The sequence below is a fragment of the Streptomyces sp. NPDC054842 genome (genome assembly GCF_053611025.1).
This window is the reverse complement of sequence record NZ_JBSGZN010000023.1, coordinates 81,720-95,283: the sequence shown is the minus strand read 5'-3', so window position 1 is coordinate 95,283 and position 13,564 is coordinate 81,720. Positions and strand designations below refer to the sequence as shown.

General features: G+C 71.9%; 14 protein-coding genes. 7 read left to right on the top strand and 7 right to left on the bottom strand.

Going from position 1 to position 13,564, the window contains the following annotated elements:
- Window positions 1-432: 432 nt before the first annotated feature.
- The 4 genes from ACWGIS_RS19655 to ACWGIS_RS19640 form a co-directional block, all read right to left on the bottom strand.
- On the bottom strand, window positions 433-1,344 hold the full coding sequence (locus ACWGIS_RS19655; RefSeq protein ID WP_453363703.1) for an amino acid ABC transporter permease: 912 nt from the start codon (window positions 1,342-1,344) through the stop codon (window positions 433-435).
- Window positions 1,341-2,009, bottom strand: coding sequence for an amino acid ABC transporter permease (locus ACWGIS_RS19650; RefSeq protein ID WP_453363702.1), 669 nt, complete (start codon window positions 2,007-2,009; stop codon window positions 1,341-1,343). Before ACWGIS_RS19650 ends, ACWGIS_RS19655 begins: the two co-directional genes overlap by 4 nt.
- A gap of 110 nt (window positions 2,010-2,119) precedes the next feature.
- Complete coding sequence (locus ACWGIS_RS19645; protein ID WP_453363701.1) at window positions 2,120-2,959, bottom strand: glutamate ABC transporter substrate-binding protein; 840 nt, start codon at window positions 2,957-2,959, stop codon at window positions 2,120-2,122.
- Between the two features lie 62 nt (window positions 2,960-3,021).
- Window positions 3,022-3,798, bottom strand: coding sequence for an amino acid ABC transporter ATP-binding protein (locus tag ACWGIS_RS19640; protein WP_453363700.1), 777 nt, complete (start codon window positions 3,796-3,798; stop codon window positions 3,022-3,024).
- 283 nt (window positions 3,799-4,081) lie between these two features.
- Here ACWGIS_RS19640 and ACWGIS_RS19635 point away from each other — a divergent pair, with 283 nt between their 5' ends.
- A complete protein-coding gene (locus ACWGIS_RS19635) occupies window positions 4,082-4,768 on the top strand; it encodes a response regulator transcription factor (protein ID WP_453363699.1) in 687 nt (228 codons plus the stop codon).
- A 9-nt stretch (window positions 4,769-4,777) separates the two neighbouring features.
- On the top strand, window positions 4,778-6,193 hold the full coding sequence (locus ACWGIS_RS19630) for an ATP-binding protein (RefSeq protein WP_453363698.1): 1,416 nt from the start codon (window positions 4,778-4,780) through the stop codon (window positions 6,191-6,193).
- A 43-nt stretch (window positions 6,194-6,236) separates the two neighbouring features.
- Here ACWGIS_RS19630 and ACWGIS_RS19625 read toward each other — a convergent pair whose 3' ends face one another.
- A complete protein-coding gene (locus ACWGIS_RS19625) occupies window positions 6,237-7,235 on the bottom strand; it encodes a TAXI family TRAP transporter solute-binding subunit (protein ID WP_453363697.1) in 999 nt (332 codons plus the stop codon).
- Window positions 7,236-7,443: 208 nt separating this feature from the next.
- Between ACWGIS_RS19625 and miaB the strand changes: the two genes are divergently transcribed.
- Entirely contained in the window at window positions 7,444-8,964 is a 1,521-nt protein-coding gene (gene miaB / locus ACWGIS_RS19620; protein ID WP_453363696.1) for a tRNA (N6-isopentenyl adenosine(37)-C2)-methylthiotransferase MiaB, read from the top strand.
- Window positions 8,965-9,204: 240 nt separating this feature from the next.
- Window positions 9,205-9,918 carry a class III extradiol dioxygenase subunit B-like domain-containing protein gene (locus tag ACWGIS_RS19615; protein WP_453363695.1) on the top strand — a complete coding sequence of 238 codons (714 nt, stop codon included), beginning with the start codon at window positions 9,205-9,207 and terminating at the stop codon, window positions 9,916-9,918.
- Window positions 9,919-10,056: 138 nt separating this feature from the next.
- Here ACWGIS_RS19615 and ACWGIS_RS19610 read toward each other — a convergent pair whose 3' ends face one another.
- Entirely contained in the window at window positions 10,057-10,317 is a 261-nt protein-coding gene (locus ACWGIS_RS19610; protein WP_453363694.1) for an antitoxin, read from the bottom strand.
- Between the two features lie 25 nt (window positions 10,318-10,342).
- Window positions 10,343-10,600 (bottom strand): hypothetical protein, encoded by a 258-nt coding sequence (locus tag ACWGIS_RS19605; RefSeq protein ID WP_453363693.1) that lies wholly within the window; start codon window positions 10,598-10,600, stop codon window positions 10,343-10,345.
- Between the two features lie 182 nt (window positions 10,601-10,782).
- On the opposite strand from ACWGIS_RS19605, the gene miaA reads away from it, so the two are divergent.
- The 3 genes from miaA (at window position 10,783) to dapF (ending at window position 13,335) form a co-directional block, all read left to right on the top strand.
- A complete protein-coding gene (miaA, locus tag ACWGIS_RS19600; protein WP_453363692.1) occupies window positions 10,783-11,721 on the top strand; it encodes a tRNA (adenosine(37)-N6)-dimethylallyltransferase MiaA in 939 nt (312 codons plus the stop codon).
- A 107-nt stretch (window positions 11,722-11,828) separates the two neighbouring features.
- Complete coding sequence (locus ACWGIS_RS19595; RefSeq protein ID WP_453363731.1) at window positions 11,829-12,383, top strand: hypothetical protein; 555 nt, start codon at window positions 11,829-11,831, stop codon at window positions 12,381-12,383.
- 64 nt (window positions 12,384-12,447) lie between these two features.
- Entirely contained in the window at window positions 12,448-13,335 is an 888-nt protein-coding gene (dapF, locus tag ACWGIS_RS19590; protein ID WP_453363691.1) for a diaminopimelate epimerase, read from the top strand.
- Window positions 13,336-13,564: the final 229 nt, after the last annotated feature.

The window sequence follows — 13,564 nt, the reverse complement described above, 5'->3', positions numbered from 1 at the left end:
GGACGACACCCGGGCGGGGTGCGGCTCGTGCCGTCCGGCCGGCACGCGCCCCTCGCCCGCCCCTCGCCCGTCTGCCGGCCGGTCCGGGCACCGGCGGAGCGGCCGCCGCCGCCAGCGGGACGTGCGGGCGGGCTAGCTGTTCTTGCCGTGGAAGAGCGGGACGGGCGGGCGGGCTGCCTGTTCCAGCCGTGGGGGAGCGGGACGTGCGGGTGGCCTGCTCGTTCCCGTGAAGCCAGGCACATGCGGGCGACCCGTGGGCTCCTCGTGTCGGCCAGGACGGCGAACGGGGGCGGCAGGAGTCCTGCCGCCCCCGTCAGGAGCCTTGAGCCTTGCCGCCGGGACGGCCGTCGGCCGGGGCGGTCGCATCGTGCGCGGTGTCCCGCCGTGAGCCACCGTCATGCGGCCGGGTCGGGCCAGACGGCCCGGCGTGGGTCAGACCCCGCCGCCTCCGGCACCGGTTCCGAAGGTGCCACCTACCTCGGCGGCGTTGATCTCTTCCACGTCCTTGGTGCCGAGGACCGCGCCGGTGCTCTTCTTGCTGCGGCGCAGCCTGCCTTCCAGCCAGCTCGCGAAGCTGGTGAGGATGAAGTTCAGCACGATGTAGAGGATCGCGACGACGATGAAGCTCGGGATGACGTTGGCGTAGTTCGCGGCCAGCGTGGCGCGCTCGCTGAGCAGCTCGGTGAAACCGATCATCACACCGCCGAGTGCGGTGTCCTTCACGATGACGACGAGCTGGCTGACGATGGCCGGGAGCATGGCCGTGACCGCCTGCGGGAGCAGGATGCTGGACATCGTCTGGCTTTTGCGCAGGCCGACCGCCATGGCGGCCTCGGACTGCCCCTTGGGGAGGGAGAGGATGCCCGCCCGGACGATCTCCGCGAGGACCGAGGCGTTGTAGAGCACCAGGCCGGTGACGACCGCGTACAGGGGCCGGATCTCGCTGGTGACGTCCGTGGAGCGGACGTAGACCTCGTTGGCGAAGAGCATCAGCAGCAGCACCGGGATGGAGCGGAAGAACTCCACCACCACGCCGGCCGGGACGCGCACCCAGCGGTGGTCCGACAGGCGGGCGATGCCGAAGACCGCGCCCAGCGGAAGGGCGATGACCATGGCGAGCGCCGCGGCCTTCAGGGTGTCCGCGAGGCCCGGCAGGAGATAGGTCGTCCAGGCCTGACCCGTGGTGAAAGGCTCCCACAGCGCCCACTCCAGCTGGCCCTTCTCGTCCAGCTTCGTCCAGACCCACCACAGCACCAGGGCGAGCAGCACGAAGAAGACACCGGAGAGGACCACGTTGCGCCGCTTGGCGCGGGGGCCCGGGGCGTCGTAGAGGACGGAGGTCATCGCTTCACCGCCAGTCGCTTGCTCAGCCAGCCGAGGATGAGACCGGTGGGCAGGGTCAGGAGCACGAAGCCGAGGGCGAACACCGCGCCGATGGCGAGGGTCTGGGCTTCGTTCTCGATCATCTTCTTCATCAGGAGAGCGGCCTCGGCGACGCCGATGGCGGCGGCCACGGTGGTGTTCTTGGTCAGCGCGATCAGGACGTTCGCCAGCGGGCCGATCACCGAACGGAAGGCCTGCGGAAGCACGATGAGCCGCAGCACCTGGCTGAAGCTCAGGCCCAGGGCGCGGGCGGCCTCGGCCTGGCCGACCGGCACGGTGTTGATGCCGGACCGGATCGCCTCGCAGACGAAGCAGGCGGTGTACGCGATCAGACCGAGCACGGCCAGCCGGAAGCTCTGATCGTCGAAGTTGTCGGGTGCGCCCATCGTCATGCCGAAGATGTCGGCGAGACCGAGTGAGGTGAAGACGATGATGACGGTCAGCGGGATGTTCCGGACGATGTTCACATAGGCGGTGCCGAACCCGCGCATCAGCGGGACCGGGCTGACCCGCATCGCGGCGAGGAGCGTGCCCCAGATCAGCGAGCCGATGGCGGACAGGACGGTGAGTTTCACCGTCATCCAGAACGCCCCGAGGACGTCGTAACCTTCAAGAAAGTCGAACACGATCTCCCGCGCTTCCGGGTGTGTGGAGTACGTGGCTACGGGGCGGACACGGCGCGCCGCCGCCGTGATCGCGGCGGGCGGCGGCGCGCTGTGGACCTGCGGGAACTGCGTTACTTGACGATGACGCCGATCTTCGGCGCCGGCTCGTTCTTGTACTGGGCGGGACCGAAGTTGTCCTTCACGGCCTTGTCCCAGGCGCCGTCGCTGACCATCTTCTCGAGGGCGGCGTTGATCTTCTTCTCGGTCGCGGCATCGCCCTTCTTGATGCCGATGCCGTAGTTCTCGTTGCTGAGCTTGAGGCCCGCGAGCTTGAACTGGCCCTTGTACTTGTCCTGCGCGGCGAAGCCCGCGAGGATCGAGTCGTCCGTGGTCACCGCGTCCACGGCGCCGCTCTGCAGGCCCGCGATGCACTCGGAGTAGCCGGCCTGCTGCTTCAGCTGGGCCTTCGGGGCGATCGTCTTCTGGACGTTCTGCGCCGAGGTGGAGCCGGTCACGGAACACAGCTTCTTGCCGTTGAGGTCCGTGCCCTTGGCGATGTCCGAGTCGGCCTTGATCAGCAGGTCCTGGTGGGCCAGCAGGTACGGGCCGGCGAAGTCGACCTTCTGCTTGCGCTCGTCGTTGATCGAGTAGGTGGCCGCGATGAACTTGACGTCGCCGCGGGCCAGCGCGTTCTCGCGGTCGGCGCTCTTGGTCTCGACGAACTCGATCTGGTCGGGCTTGTAGCCGAGCTCCTTGGCCACGTAGGTGGCCACGTCCACGTCGAAGCCGGAGAACGAGCCGTCCGGCTCCTTCAGGCCGAGACCGGGCTGGTCGTACTTGATGCCGACCTTGATCTTGCTGCCGCCGGAGCCCGAGCCGGAGTCGTCCTTGTCGTCGCCGCCGCACGCGGTGGCGCTGAGGGCGAGAGCCAGGACGGCGGCCGAGGCGGCGGTTACCTTGCGGAGCTTCATCGTGAACATCCTTTGATGGTGAAGAGATGCAGGTCTTCAGTACGGAAGAGATGCGGGCCGTGTCAGTGGTGCAGGATCTTCGACAGGAAGTCCTTGGCCCGGTCGCTGCGAGGGTTGCTGAAGAACTGGTCCGGCACAGCCTCTTCGACGATGCGTCCGTCGGCCATGAACACCACCCGGTTGGCAGCCGAACGAGCGAAGCCCATCTCGTGGGTGACGACGACCATGGTCATGCCGTCCCGCGCGAGCTGCTGCATGACCTCCAGGACCTCGTTGATCATCTCGGGGTCGAGGGCCGAGGTCGGCTCGTCGAAGAGCATGACCTTCGGATCCATGGCCAGCGCCCGCGCGATCGCGACACGCTGCTGCTGTCCGCCGGACAGCTGGGCGGGGTACTTGTCCGCCTGCGTGCCCACGCCGACGCGGTCCAGGAGCTCGCGGGCCTTCTTCTCGGCGACCTTCCTGTCGGTCCTGCGGACCTTGACCTGGCCCAGCACCACGTTCTCGAGCACCGTCTTGTGCGCGAAGAGGTTGAAGGACTGGAAGACCATGCCCACGTCGGCACGCAGCCGGGCGAGCGCCTTGCCCTCGGCGGGCAGCGGCTTGCCGTCGATCGAGATGTGGCCGGAGTCGATCGTCTCCAGACGGTTGATGGTGCGGCACAGGGTGGACTTCCCGGACCCGGAGGGTCCGATGACCACGACGACCTCGCCACGGGCGATCGTCAGGTCGATGTCCTGGAGCACGTGCAACGCGCCGAAGTGCTTGTTGACGCTCTTCAGGACGACCAGCTCGTCGGTCGCGGCCACGGCGTCCTTGGCCACCGATACTTCGGTCATCGCTCTGGGGCTCCGTCCTCCTCGGTTTCGGTGGACAGTAGTGACCCCGCACGACCAGCGTCATTACATCTGAGGGAATATTGAGCATAACGATCCGATAGCGTGCGGCCACTCACCGTGACGGCGGCGAACGGAGCGCGTACCGGCTGGGTAACGGAAGCCGCCCCGCACCGGAACTCTCTTGACGCCGTCGTCGTCCATCGGCGTGACTTCCAGAGTGCACACACGTGTGCCCATCAGTACAAGCCCAGACCGTACGACCGATGAACCGGAGGGGGCCGGGATGAGACTGCTCCTCGTCGAGGACGACAACCACGTCGCCGCCGCCCTGTCCGCGGTCCTGGCCCGGCACGGCTTCCACGTGACGCACGCCCGCAGCGGCGAGGAGGCGCTCCAGGCGCTGGTCCCCGAGGGCGCCGGGTTCGGTGTCGTCCTGCTCGACCTGGGACTGCCCGACCAGGACGGCTACGAGGTCTGCGGCAAGATCCGCAAGCGCACCAGCACCCCGGTGATCATGGTCACCGCCCGTGCGGACGTACGCTCCCGGATCCACGGACTCAACCTCGGCGCCGACGACTACGTGGTCAAGCCGTACGACACCGGTGAGCTGCTGGCCCGCATCCACGCCGTCAGCCGGCGCACCGTCCCCGAGGACGCCGCGGCCGGCGGCGAGAGCGCCCTGCGGCTCGGCGCCGTGCGCATCGAGCTCCCGACCCGCCAGGTCAGCGTCGACGGCACGGTCGTCCAGCTGACCCGCAAGGAGTTCGACCTGCTCGCCCTGCTGGCCCAGCGCCCCGGTGTGGTGTTCCGCCGGGAGCAGATCATCAGCGAGGTCTGGCGCACCAGCTGGGAGGGGACCGGGCGCACCCTGGAGGTGCACGTCGCGTCCCTGCGCGCCAAGCTGCGCATGCCGGCGCTGATCGAGACCGTGCGCGGCGTCGGGTACCGGCTCGTCGCCCCCACGTCGTAGCGTGCACCGGTGCGCACTCGCCTTCTTCCGCTGCTCATCGTCCTGATGGCCGCCGTACTGCTCGCGCTCGGGGTGCCGCTGGCCGCGAGCCTGGCGGCCGCCGAGCAGCAGAAGGTGGTCGTCGACCGCATCGACGACACCGCGCGCTTCGCCGCCCTCGCCCAGTTCGTGACCGACCGCCCCTCCGGCTCCCGGCAGAACAGCGGCAGCGACGACGAGCGCGGCAGGATCCTGCAGAACGAACTCGACACCTACAACCAGGTCTACGGGATCAGGGCCGGCGTCTTCTACCGCACCGACCAGGCGCCCATGGCCAACGCCCCGGAGAACTGGTACGTCCCCGCGAAGGGCGAGGGCCGCGACGCGTTCCAGGAGGCGTTCCTGGGGCGCCGCAGCCACGACCCGAAGCAGGTCTGGCCCTGGCAGCGGCGCCGGCTCGTCGTCGCGTCCCCGGTGATCCGCGACGGCGACGTCGTCGCGGTCGTCGTCACCGACTCGCCCACCGGGGAGCTGCGTTCCCGGACACTGCACGGCTGGCTCTGGATCGGCGCCGGCGAGATCGCCGCCATGCTCCTCGCCCTCGGTGCCGCGCTGCGGCTGACCGGCTGGGTCCTCAGGCCCGTACGCGTCCTGGACGCGACCACCCACGACATCGCGACCGGACGGCTGAAGTCGCGGGTCGCGGCAGCCGGGGGACCGCCGGAACTGCGGCGCCTGGCCCGGTCGTTCAACGAGATGGCCGACAACGTCGAGGACGTCCTGGAGCAGCAGCGCGCGTTCGTCGCCGACGCCTCGCACCAACTGCGCAACCCGCTCTCGGCACTTCTGCTGCGCATCGAGCTGCTCGCGCTCGAACTGCCCGAGGGCAACGAGGAGATCGCCTCGGTCCGCACCGAGGGCAAGCGCCTGGCGCAGGTCCTGGACGACCTGCTCGACCTGGCGCTCGCCGAGCACGCCGAGGCGGACCTGTGCCTCACCGACATCGGCGAGCTGGCGGAGGAGCGGGTGGCGGCCTGGGGACCGGTCGCCGACAGCAAGGGCGTCCGGCTCACCGGGACCTGCCCGGCCACCACCGGCTGGGCCGACCCCGTCGCCCTGTCCAGCGCCCTGGACGCGGTGATCGACAACGCGCTCAAGTTCACCCCCGAGGGCGAGAGCGTCGAGGTGCTGGTGGCGTCGAACGGCGAGACGTCGAGGGTCGTCGTCACCGACCGGGGACCGGGCCTGACCGACGAGGAGCTGGCCCGCGTCGGCGACCGCTTCTGGCGCAGCGCGGGACACCAGAACATCAAGGGCTCGGGGCTCGGCCTGTCCATCTCGCGGGCGCTGCTGTCGGCCGGCGGCGGCTCGATCGCGTACGCCCGTCACGAGCCGCACGGACTGCGGGTGACGGTCACCGTGCCGAGGACCCGCCCGGCCTCCTGAGGACGGCGCAGGGCGGCTCCAGGCGCCCTACGGCGTCATGCGGTCACGGCTTCACCGAGCGGTAGTAGCGCTTCGCGCCCTCGTGCAGATCGAGCGGGTCGGTGTACAGGGCCGTGCGCAGGTCCACGCGCTGTGCCGCGTGCACCTTCTCGCCGATGGAGTCACGGCTGGCGATCACCGTGCGGGTGAGCGCCTCGGTGAGGTCCTCGTCCATGTCCTCCCGGGTGATGAGGAGGTTCGCCACCGCCACCGTCGGCACCGGGGAGCCGTGCTGCGCCTTGGGATACGCCGTGGCGGGCATCACCGCGGCCCGGTAGTGGCGGGCCGCGTCGCCCTGGGCCTGGAGGCGCTCGACGACCTCGCCGTCGATCGGGACGAGCCGGACGGGGAACCGGTCCGACAGGGTGGTCACCGCGCTCGTCGGCAGGCCGCCGGACCAGAAGAAGGCGTCGATCTCGTGGTTCTCGAGCTTCCGGGGCATGGTCTTTATGCCGTCCGGCAGCGGGTCGACGTCCTTCCGCGGGTCGAGGCGGGCCGCCTCCAGGACGCGGTCCGCGATGAGCCGCACCCCGGAGCCGTCCGGCCCCACCGCCACCCGTTTGCCCTTCAGGTCCGCCACCGAGCGAACCTTCGATTTCTCGGGGACCACCAGGTGCACGTAGTCGTCGTAGAGCCGGGCGCAGCCCCGCAGCTGCTCCGCGCCCTCGCCCCCGCGGTCCTTGTACGTCTCCACGGCGTCGGCCGCGGCGATGCTGAAGTCGGCCTGGTCGGTGGCCACCCGCCTGACGTTGTCCTGCGACCCGTCGCTGTTGCGCAGCCTGACTTTCAGGTCCGGCATGTCCTTGGCCGCGGCCTGCTGGAGCAGGTCCCCGTACGTCTGGTAGACCCCGGTCGGGGTCCCCGTGCTGAAGTTGATCTCCCCGCTCGGCGACTTCCCGCCCAGCGGCAGCAGCCACCACAGCAGCAGCGCGACGACGACGAAGGCGGCCGCCGCACCGAGCAGTGCGGGCCGTCGGCCGGTACGCGCGAGTGCCTGGAACATGCGCGCGATCCTGCCAGCCCGGACGCCCTGCTGACCAGGCCGGCCCGGCCGGCCTCTCCCGGAGCCGCCCGCAGCACCGACGGGAGGGTCCTCAAGGGGGAGCGCCACCGCGCCCCGGACGTCGCGGAGGTCCTCCGCCGCCAGGGCTGGACGCCCGTGCGGGGACGGCCCGGCCGGACCCGCTCCGGGCACCGCCTACCCTTGTCACATGAGCAGCAGCGACCGGAGCCAGGCAGTGGGCGTTCAGGAATCGAAGACCTACGAAGTACGCACCTACGGGTGCCAGATGAACGTCCACGACTCCGAGCGGCTGTCCGGACTGCTGGAGGACGCCGGGTACGTCCGCGCGCCGGAGGGCTCGGACGGGGACGCGGACGTCGTCGTCTTCAACACCTGCGCCGTCCGTGAGAACGCCGACAACCGGCTCTACGGCAACCTCGGCCGCCTCGCCCCGATGAAGACGAAGCGCCCCGGGATGCAGATCGCCGTCGGCGGCTGCCTCGCCCAGAAGGACCGCGACACGATCGTGAAGAGGGCGCCCTGGGTGGACGTCGTCTTCGGCACGCACAACATCGGCAAGCTGCCCGTCCTGCTGGAGCGCGCCCGCGTCCAGGAGGAGGCGCAGGTCGAGATCGCCGAGTCGCTGGAGGCGTTCCCCTCCACGCTGCCGACCCGCCGCGAGAGCGCGTACGCCGCCTGGGTCTCCATCTCCGTCGGGTGCAACAACACGTGCACCTTCTGCATCGTCCCCGCGCTGCGCGGCAAGGAGAAGGACCGCCGCACCGGCGACATCCTCGCGGAGATCGAGGCCCTGGTCGGCGAGGGCGTCTCCGAGATCACGCTGCTCGGCCAGAACGTGAACGCGTACGGCTCCGACATCGGCGACCGTGAGGCGTTCAGCAAGCTGCTGCGGGCCTGCGGGAAGATCGACGGCCTGGAGCGCGTCCGCTTCACCTCGCCGCACCCGCGCGACTTCACCGACGACGTCATCGCCGCCATGGCCGAGACGCCGAACGTGATGCCCCAGCTGCACATGCCCATGCAGTCCGGCTCGGACACGGTCCTGAAGGCGATGCGCCGCTCGTACCGGCAGGAGCGCTTCCTCGGGATCATCGACAAGGTGCGGGCCGCGATCCCGCACGCGGCGATCACCACCGACATCATCGTGGGCTTCCCCGGCGAGACCGAGGAGGACTTCGAGCAGACCCTGCACGCCGTGCGCGAGGCCCGCTTCTCGCAGGCGTTCACCTTCCAGTACTCCAAGCGCCCCGGCACCCCGGCGGCCACCATGGAGGGGCAGATCCCCAAGGAGGTCGTCCAGGCGCGCTACGAGCGTCTCGTCGCGCTCCAGGAGGAGATCTCCTGGGAGGAGAACAAGAAGCAGGTCGGCCGCACCCTGGAGCTGATGGTCGCCGAGGGCGAGGGCCGCAAGGACGGCGCCACGCACCGCCTCTCCGGCCGCGCCCCCGACAACCGCCTCGTGCACTTCACCAAGCCGGACCAGGACGTGCGCCCCGGTGACGTGGTCACCGTCGAGATCACGTACGCCGCCCCGCACCACCTGCTCGCCGAGGGCACCGTCCTGGACGTACGGCGCACGCGCGCGGGTGACGCCTGGGAGAAGCGCAACGCCGCCGAGGCCGCGAAGCCGGCCGGTGTGCTGCTGGGGCTGCCGAAGATCGGCGTGCCCGCGCCGCTCCCGGTGGCCACGGGCAGCGGCTGCGACTGACGGACAGGGCGGGTCCCCGGGGCGCCGCCGGCCGGCCCGCCCGGGCCCGTTCTGTCCGCCGAGGCCGCCCGGTGTCCGTTCGGGGGCGGGCGTGGGCCAATGCGTCGACCGCCTGTCGAGCGCGGCCGGCTCCGGGCGGACTGGACCGGCGCACCGTCCGCCTTGCGCCACGCGTTCCTCCCCCGACCGACCGGCGGGACCCGCGGACCGATCACGGGTTCGGCGCGTACGCTGCCGATCATGCTTGTTGCCGCCGCCGTCTGTCCCTGTCCGCCCCTGCTCGTACCCGAAGTGGCCGCCGGGGCGGCCTTCGAGCTGGACGCCCTGCGCGCCGCCTGCGCCGACGCGCTGGGCGTGCTCGCCGCGGCGCGTCCCGACCTGCTGGTCGTCGTCGGACCGGCCGGGGAGGACGCGCGCGGGCCGCATCCCGCCGGCACCCCGGGCTCCTTCCGCGGCTTCGGCGTGGACCTGGAGGTACGCCTCGGGGGAGGGGAGCCAGGGGCGCGGGAGCGGGAGCTTCCGCCGTCGCTCGCCGTCGCCGCCTGGCTGCTGGAGCGCACCGGCTGGGCCGACGCGCCGCTGGAGGGCCTCGGTGTGGGGGAACCGCTCGCGCCCGACCTGTGCTTCCGGACCGGACAGGACATCGGCGCCCGGGCCGAACGCGTGGCGCTGCTGGTCATGGGCGACGGCAGCGCGTGCCGGACGGTCAAGGCGCCGGGCTACCTCGACGAGCGCGCGGAGGACTTCGACGCGGGCGTCGCGCGGGCGCTGGGGGCGGCGGACGTGGCCGCCCTGAAGGCACTGGACGCCGGCCTGGCGTCCGAGCTGAAGGTCTCCGGGCGTGCCCCCTGGCAGGTCCTCGCGGGTGCGGCGGACGGCGCGGGCCTCGGCGGGGCCCTGCTCCACGACGAGGCGCCCTACGGCGTCGGGTACCTGGTGGCGGCCTGGTCGTAGGGGCCGCGGCCCCCGCCGTCGTCAGGGCGGACGGTGCGTGCCCTCGTACGGCCGCGGCGGCGGCCGTACGAGGGAAACGGCGCGGCGGACGCCCGGGAGCCCTGAGTGCTCCACGGCCGTCCGCCGATGCGCCGCGGGTCAGGAGGCCGGGGGCGGCGTCGGCGCGTCCGGCGGAGGCGTCGTGCCGCCGTCCTTGTGCGCGAGCCGGTCCATGGCGCCCTTGGCCTTGCCCGTGCCCGTATGGATCCTGTCGCTGTACTTGCCCTTGGTCTTCTCGTCGGCCACTCTCGCGGCCTTGTCCAGACCGTGCTGGATCTTGCCCCCGTGCTGCTGGGCCAGGTCGGAGACCTTGTCCTTGGCCGGGGCGAGCTTGTGTTTCAGATTGTCCAGAAGACCCATGGCGCACCTTCCCGCGAGGGGGCAGTCACTTGCGGGCGCCCTCGCCGGCCTCACTGTCGGCGGCCTCGTCGGCGGACTGCTGCTTGGGGATGTCCACGCCGTCCGACGCGCCGGCCTCGGAGGACTCCTCCGCCGCGGCCTCGCCCTCGGTCCCGGGACGGCCCTTCGCCTCGTCCGGCGCCTCCGCGTCGGTGGCGGCCGTCACCGTACCGGCCTCCGCCTCGGCGGTCGACGCCTCCTCCGCTGCCTTCGACCTCCGGAGAAGTCGTGCAAAAACGCCCATATCCACTCCATACGTTACTCGTGCGGGCGATATCCCGCGTCGACCGGTGCGTCCGTTTGCGTCGCCCGGGTCACCGGCTCTCGACACCGGCGGCTGAAACCTCGCAACAGGCAACGACCCCAAACCCGTCGCGTCACGTAGCTCGTTCGAGGACCGGTCCCGGGGTTTGCGAGACTGGGGCGGTGAGCAGCGCACCCCCCGCCCCCCGCGTCATCGCCGTCGTCGGACCGACCGCGGCCGGAAAGTCCGATCTCGGCGTCTTCCTGGCCCAGCGCCTGGGCGGCGAGGTCGTCAACGCCGACTCCATGCAGCTCTACCGAGGGATGGACATCGGCACCGCCAAGCTGACGCCCGAGGAGCGCCGGGACGTCCCGCACCACCTCCTGGACATCTGGGAGGTGACGGTCACCGCGAGCGTCGCCGAGTACCAGCGGCTCGCGCGGGCCCGGATCGACGCGCTGCTCGCCGAGGGCCGCTGGCCGGTCCTGGTGGGCGGCTCCGGACTGTACGTCCGCGGCGCCGTCGACAACCTGGAGTTCCCCGGCACCGATCCCGACGTGCGTGCCCGGCTGGAGGAGGAGCTCACGCTCCGCGGCCCCGGCGCGCTGCACGCCCGGCTGGCCGCCGCCGACCCGGAGGCCGGCCACGCGATCCTGCCGAGCAACGGGCGCCGGATCGTCCGCGCCCTGGAGGTCATCGAGATCACCGGCAAGCCCTTCACCGCCAACCTGCCCGGCCACGACTCCGTCTACGACACCGTCCAGATCGGCGTCGACGTCGGCCGCCCCGAACTCGACGAGCGCATCGCACGCCGCGTGGACCGGATGTGGGAGGCGGGACTGGTCGACGAGGTGCGCGCACTGGAGGCGCAGGGGTTGCGCGAGGGGCGTACGGCGTCCCGGGCGCTCGGCTACCAGCAGGTCCTCGCCGCGCTGGCCGGTGAGTGCACCGAGGACGAGGCTCGGGCCGAGACCGTACGCGCCACCAAACGCTTCGCGCGCCGTCAGGATTCGTGGTTCAGGCGCGACCCCCGGGTGCACTGGCTCAGTGGGGCTGCGGCGGATGTCACAGAACTCCCCGAGCTCGCACTGGCGTTGGTCGAACGACCGGTCACAGCCTGATCACGTCCTGGCATCGGGACGCTCCGGCCGTCATCCCGGCATCCGGCGGCGTGCCATCATCGAGCTTCGATCGACCAGTGAAGTCCGAGTTGGGAGGGCGCGTGGCGATGGAGGCCGGCCCTCGTGACACCGCACGTGACGCTGAGCACGACGCCGATCCGGACGGACAGCCTCCGGGCGTCGGTCCGGACGGGGAGAACCTCGGCGTGGACCCGGACGCGGACGGTCCGGACGTCGTGAGCCTGAGCTCCGACGGACCCGAGGACACCCAGGGCGGAGTGACCGCCGACGGGCCCGGGCCCGACGAGCTGTCCGCGCAGACCGAGGTCGAGGTGGTCGAGCTGCGCCCGCAGCGCAGGCTGCGGATCTGGCAGCTCGCGCCCATCGTGGCGCTGGCGGCCGTCGGCTCGCTGATGTTCGCGTTCCCGCTCGCCTTCGAGTTCGGCGACGGCGGCGCGGTCGTCGCCATGCTCGGCCTGCTGATCTGCGCCTGCTCCGCGGGCTGGGGCATGATGGCCGCCCGCCGCGTCGGCTACACCTGGCCGGGCCTGCCGCAGCGCGGCTCCGGCCGCCGGCCGGACTGGCGGGTCGTGATCGCGTACGCCGTCGTCGTCGCGGCGGTGGCGGTGCTCGCCGTGTGGCGCGTGGCCCGGCTGCGCTGACCAGGCCGGTCCGCCCCGCGGACCGGATCGGCCCCCTGTCGTACCCAGCCCGTACGATCGAGGGATGAGCACGCGGATCGCCTTCCTCAAGGGCCACGGAACCGAGAACGACTTCGTGATCCTCCCGGACCCGGAGAACGCCATCGAGCTGCCCCCGGCCGCCGTCGCCGCCCTGTGCGACCGCCGCGCGGGCATCGGCGGCGACGGGCTGCTGCACGTCGTGCGGTCCGCCGCGCACCCCGAGGCCGAGGCCATGGCGGGCGAGGCGGAGTGGTTCATGGACTACCGCAACGGCGACGGCTCGGTCGCGGAGATGTGCGGCAACGGCGTGCGCGTGTTCGCCCGCTACCTCCAGCACGCGGGCCTGGTGACCGAGGGGGACCTCGCGATCGCCACGCGCGGAGGCGTCAAGAGCGTCCACATCGCCAAGGGGTCCGGCGGCTCCGCCGCCGGTGACATCACCGTCGGCATGGGCCGGGCCCGGCTCTCCGAGGGCGACGTCGGCGTGAGCGTCGGCGAGCGCAGCTGGCCCGCCCGCAACGTGAACATGGGCAACCCGCACGCCGTCGCGTTCGTGGACGACCTCGCGCACGCCGGCGACCTGTTCACCCCGCCGCCCTTCAGCCCGCCCTCCGCCTACCCGGACGGGGTCAACGTCGAGTTCGTCGTCGACCGCGGCCCCCGGCACGTCGCCATGCGCGTGCACGAGCGCGGCGCGGGCGAGACCCGCTCGTGCGGCACGGGCGCGTGCGCGGTGGCCGTGGCGGCCGCCCGCCGCGACGGCGCGGACCCGGCGGTGACGGGCGTCCCGGCGACGTACACGGTGGACCTGCCGGGCGGCACCTTGGTGATCACCGAGCGTCCGGACGGCGAGATCGAGATGACCGGCGCCGCGGTGATCGTCGCCGAGGGCGAGATCGACGCGGACTGGCTCGCCGCCGCGCTCGCCTAGGCGCTGCCGTCCGGAGCGGCCCGATCGACGCGGCCGGCAGGGCGCCGCCGCTCGCCCGCCGCCGGCGCGGATCAGGCCCGGTCAAGGCGGCCTGTCGCAGTGGGCTCCTGGCGGCGGGGCCCTCGCCTTGGGGCCCTGTCGTCCGCACCCCTCCCATCCGGTCCACCCGGCGACCGGCGGTCACGGCCGTACCGAGTACAGGGCCTGGACGGCGGCCGGCCGCCCGGCT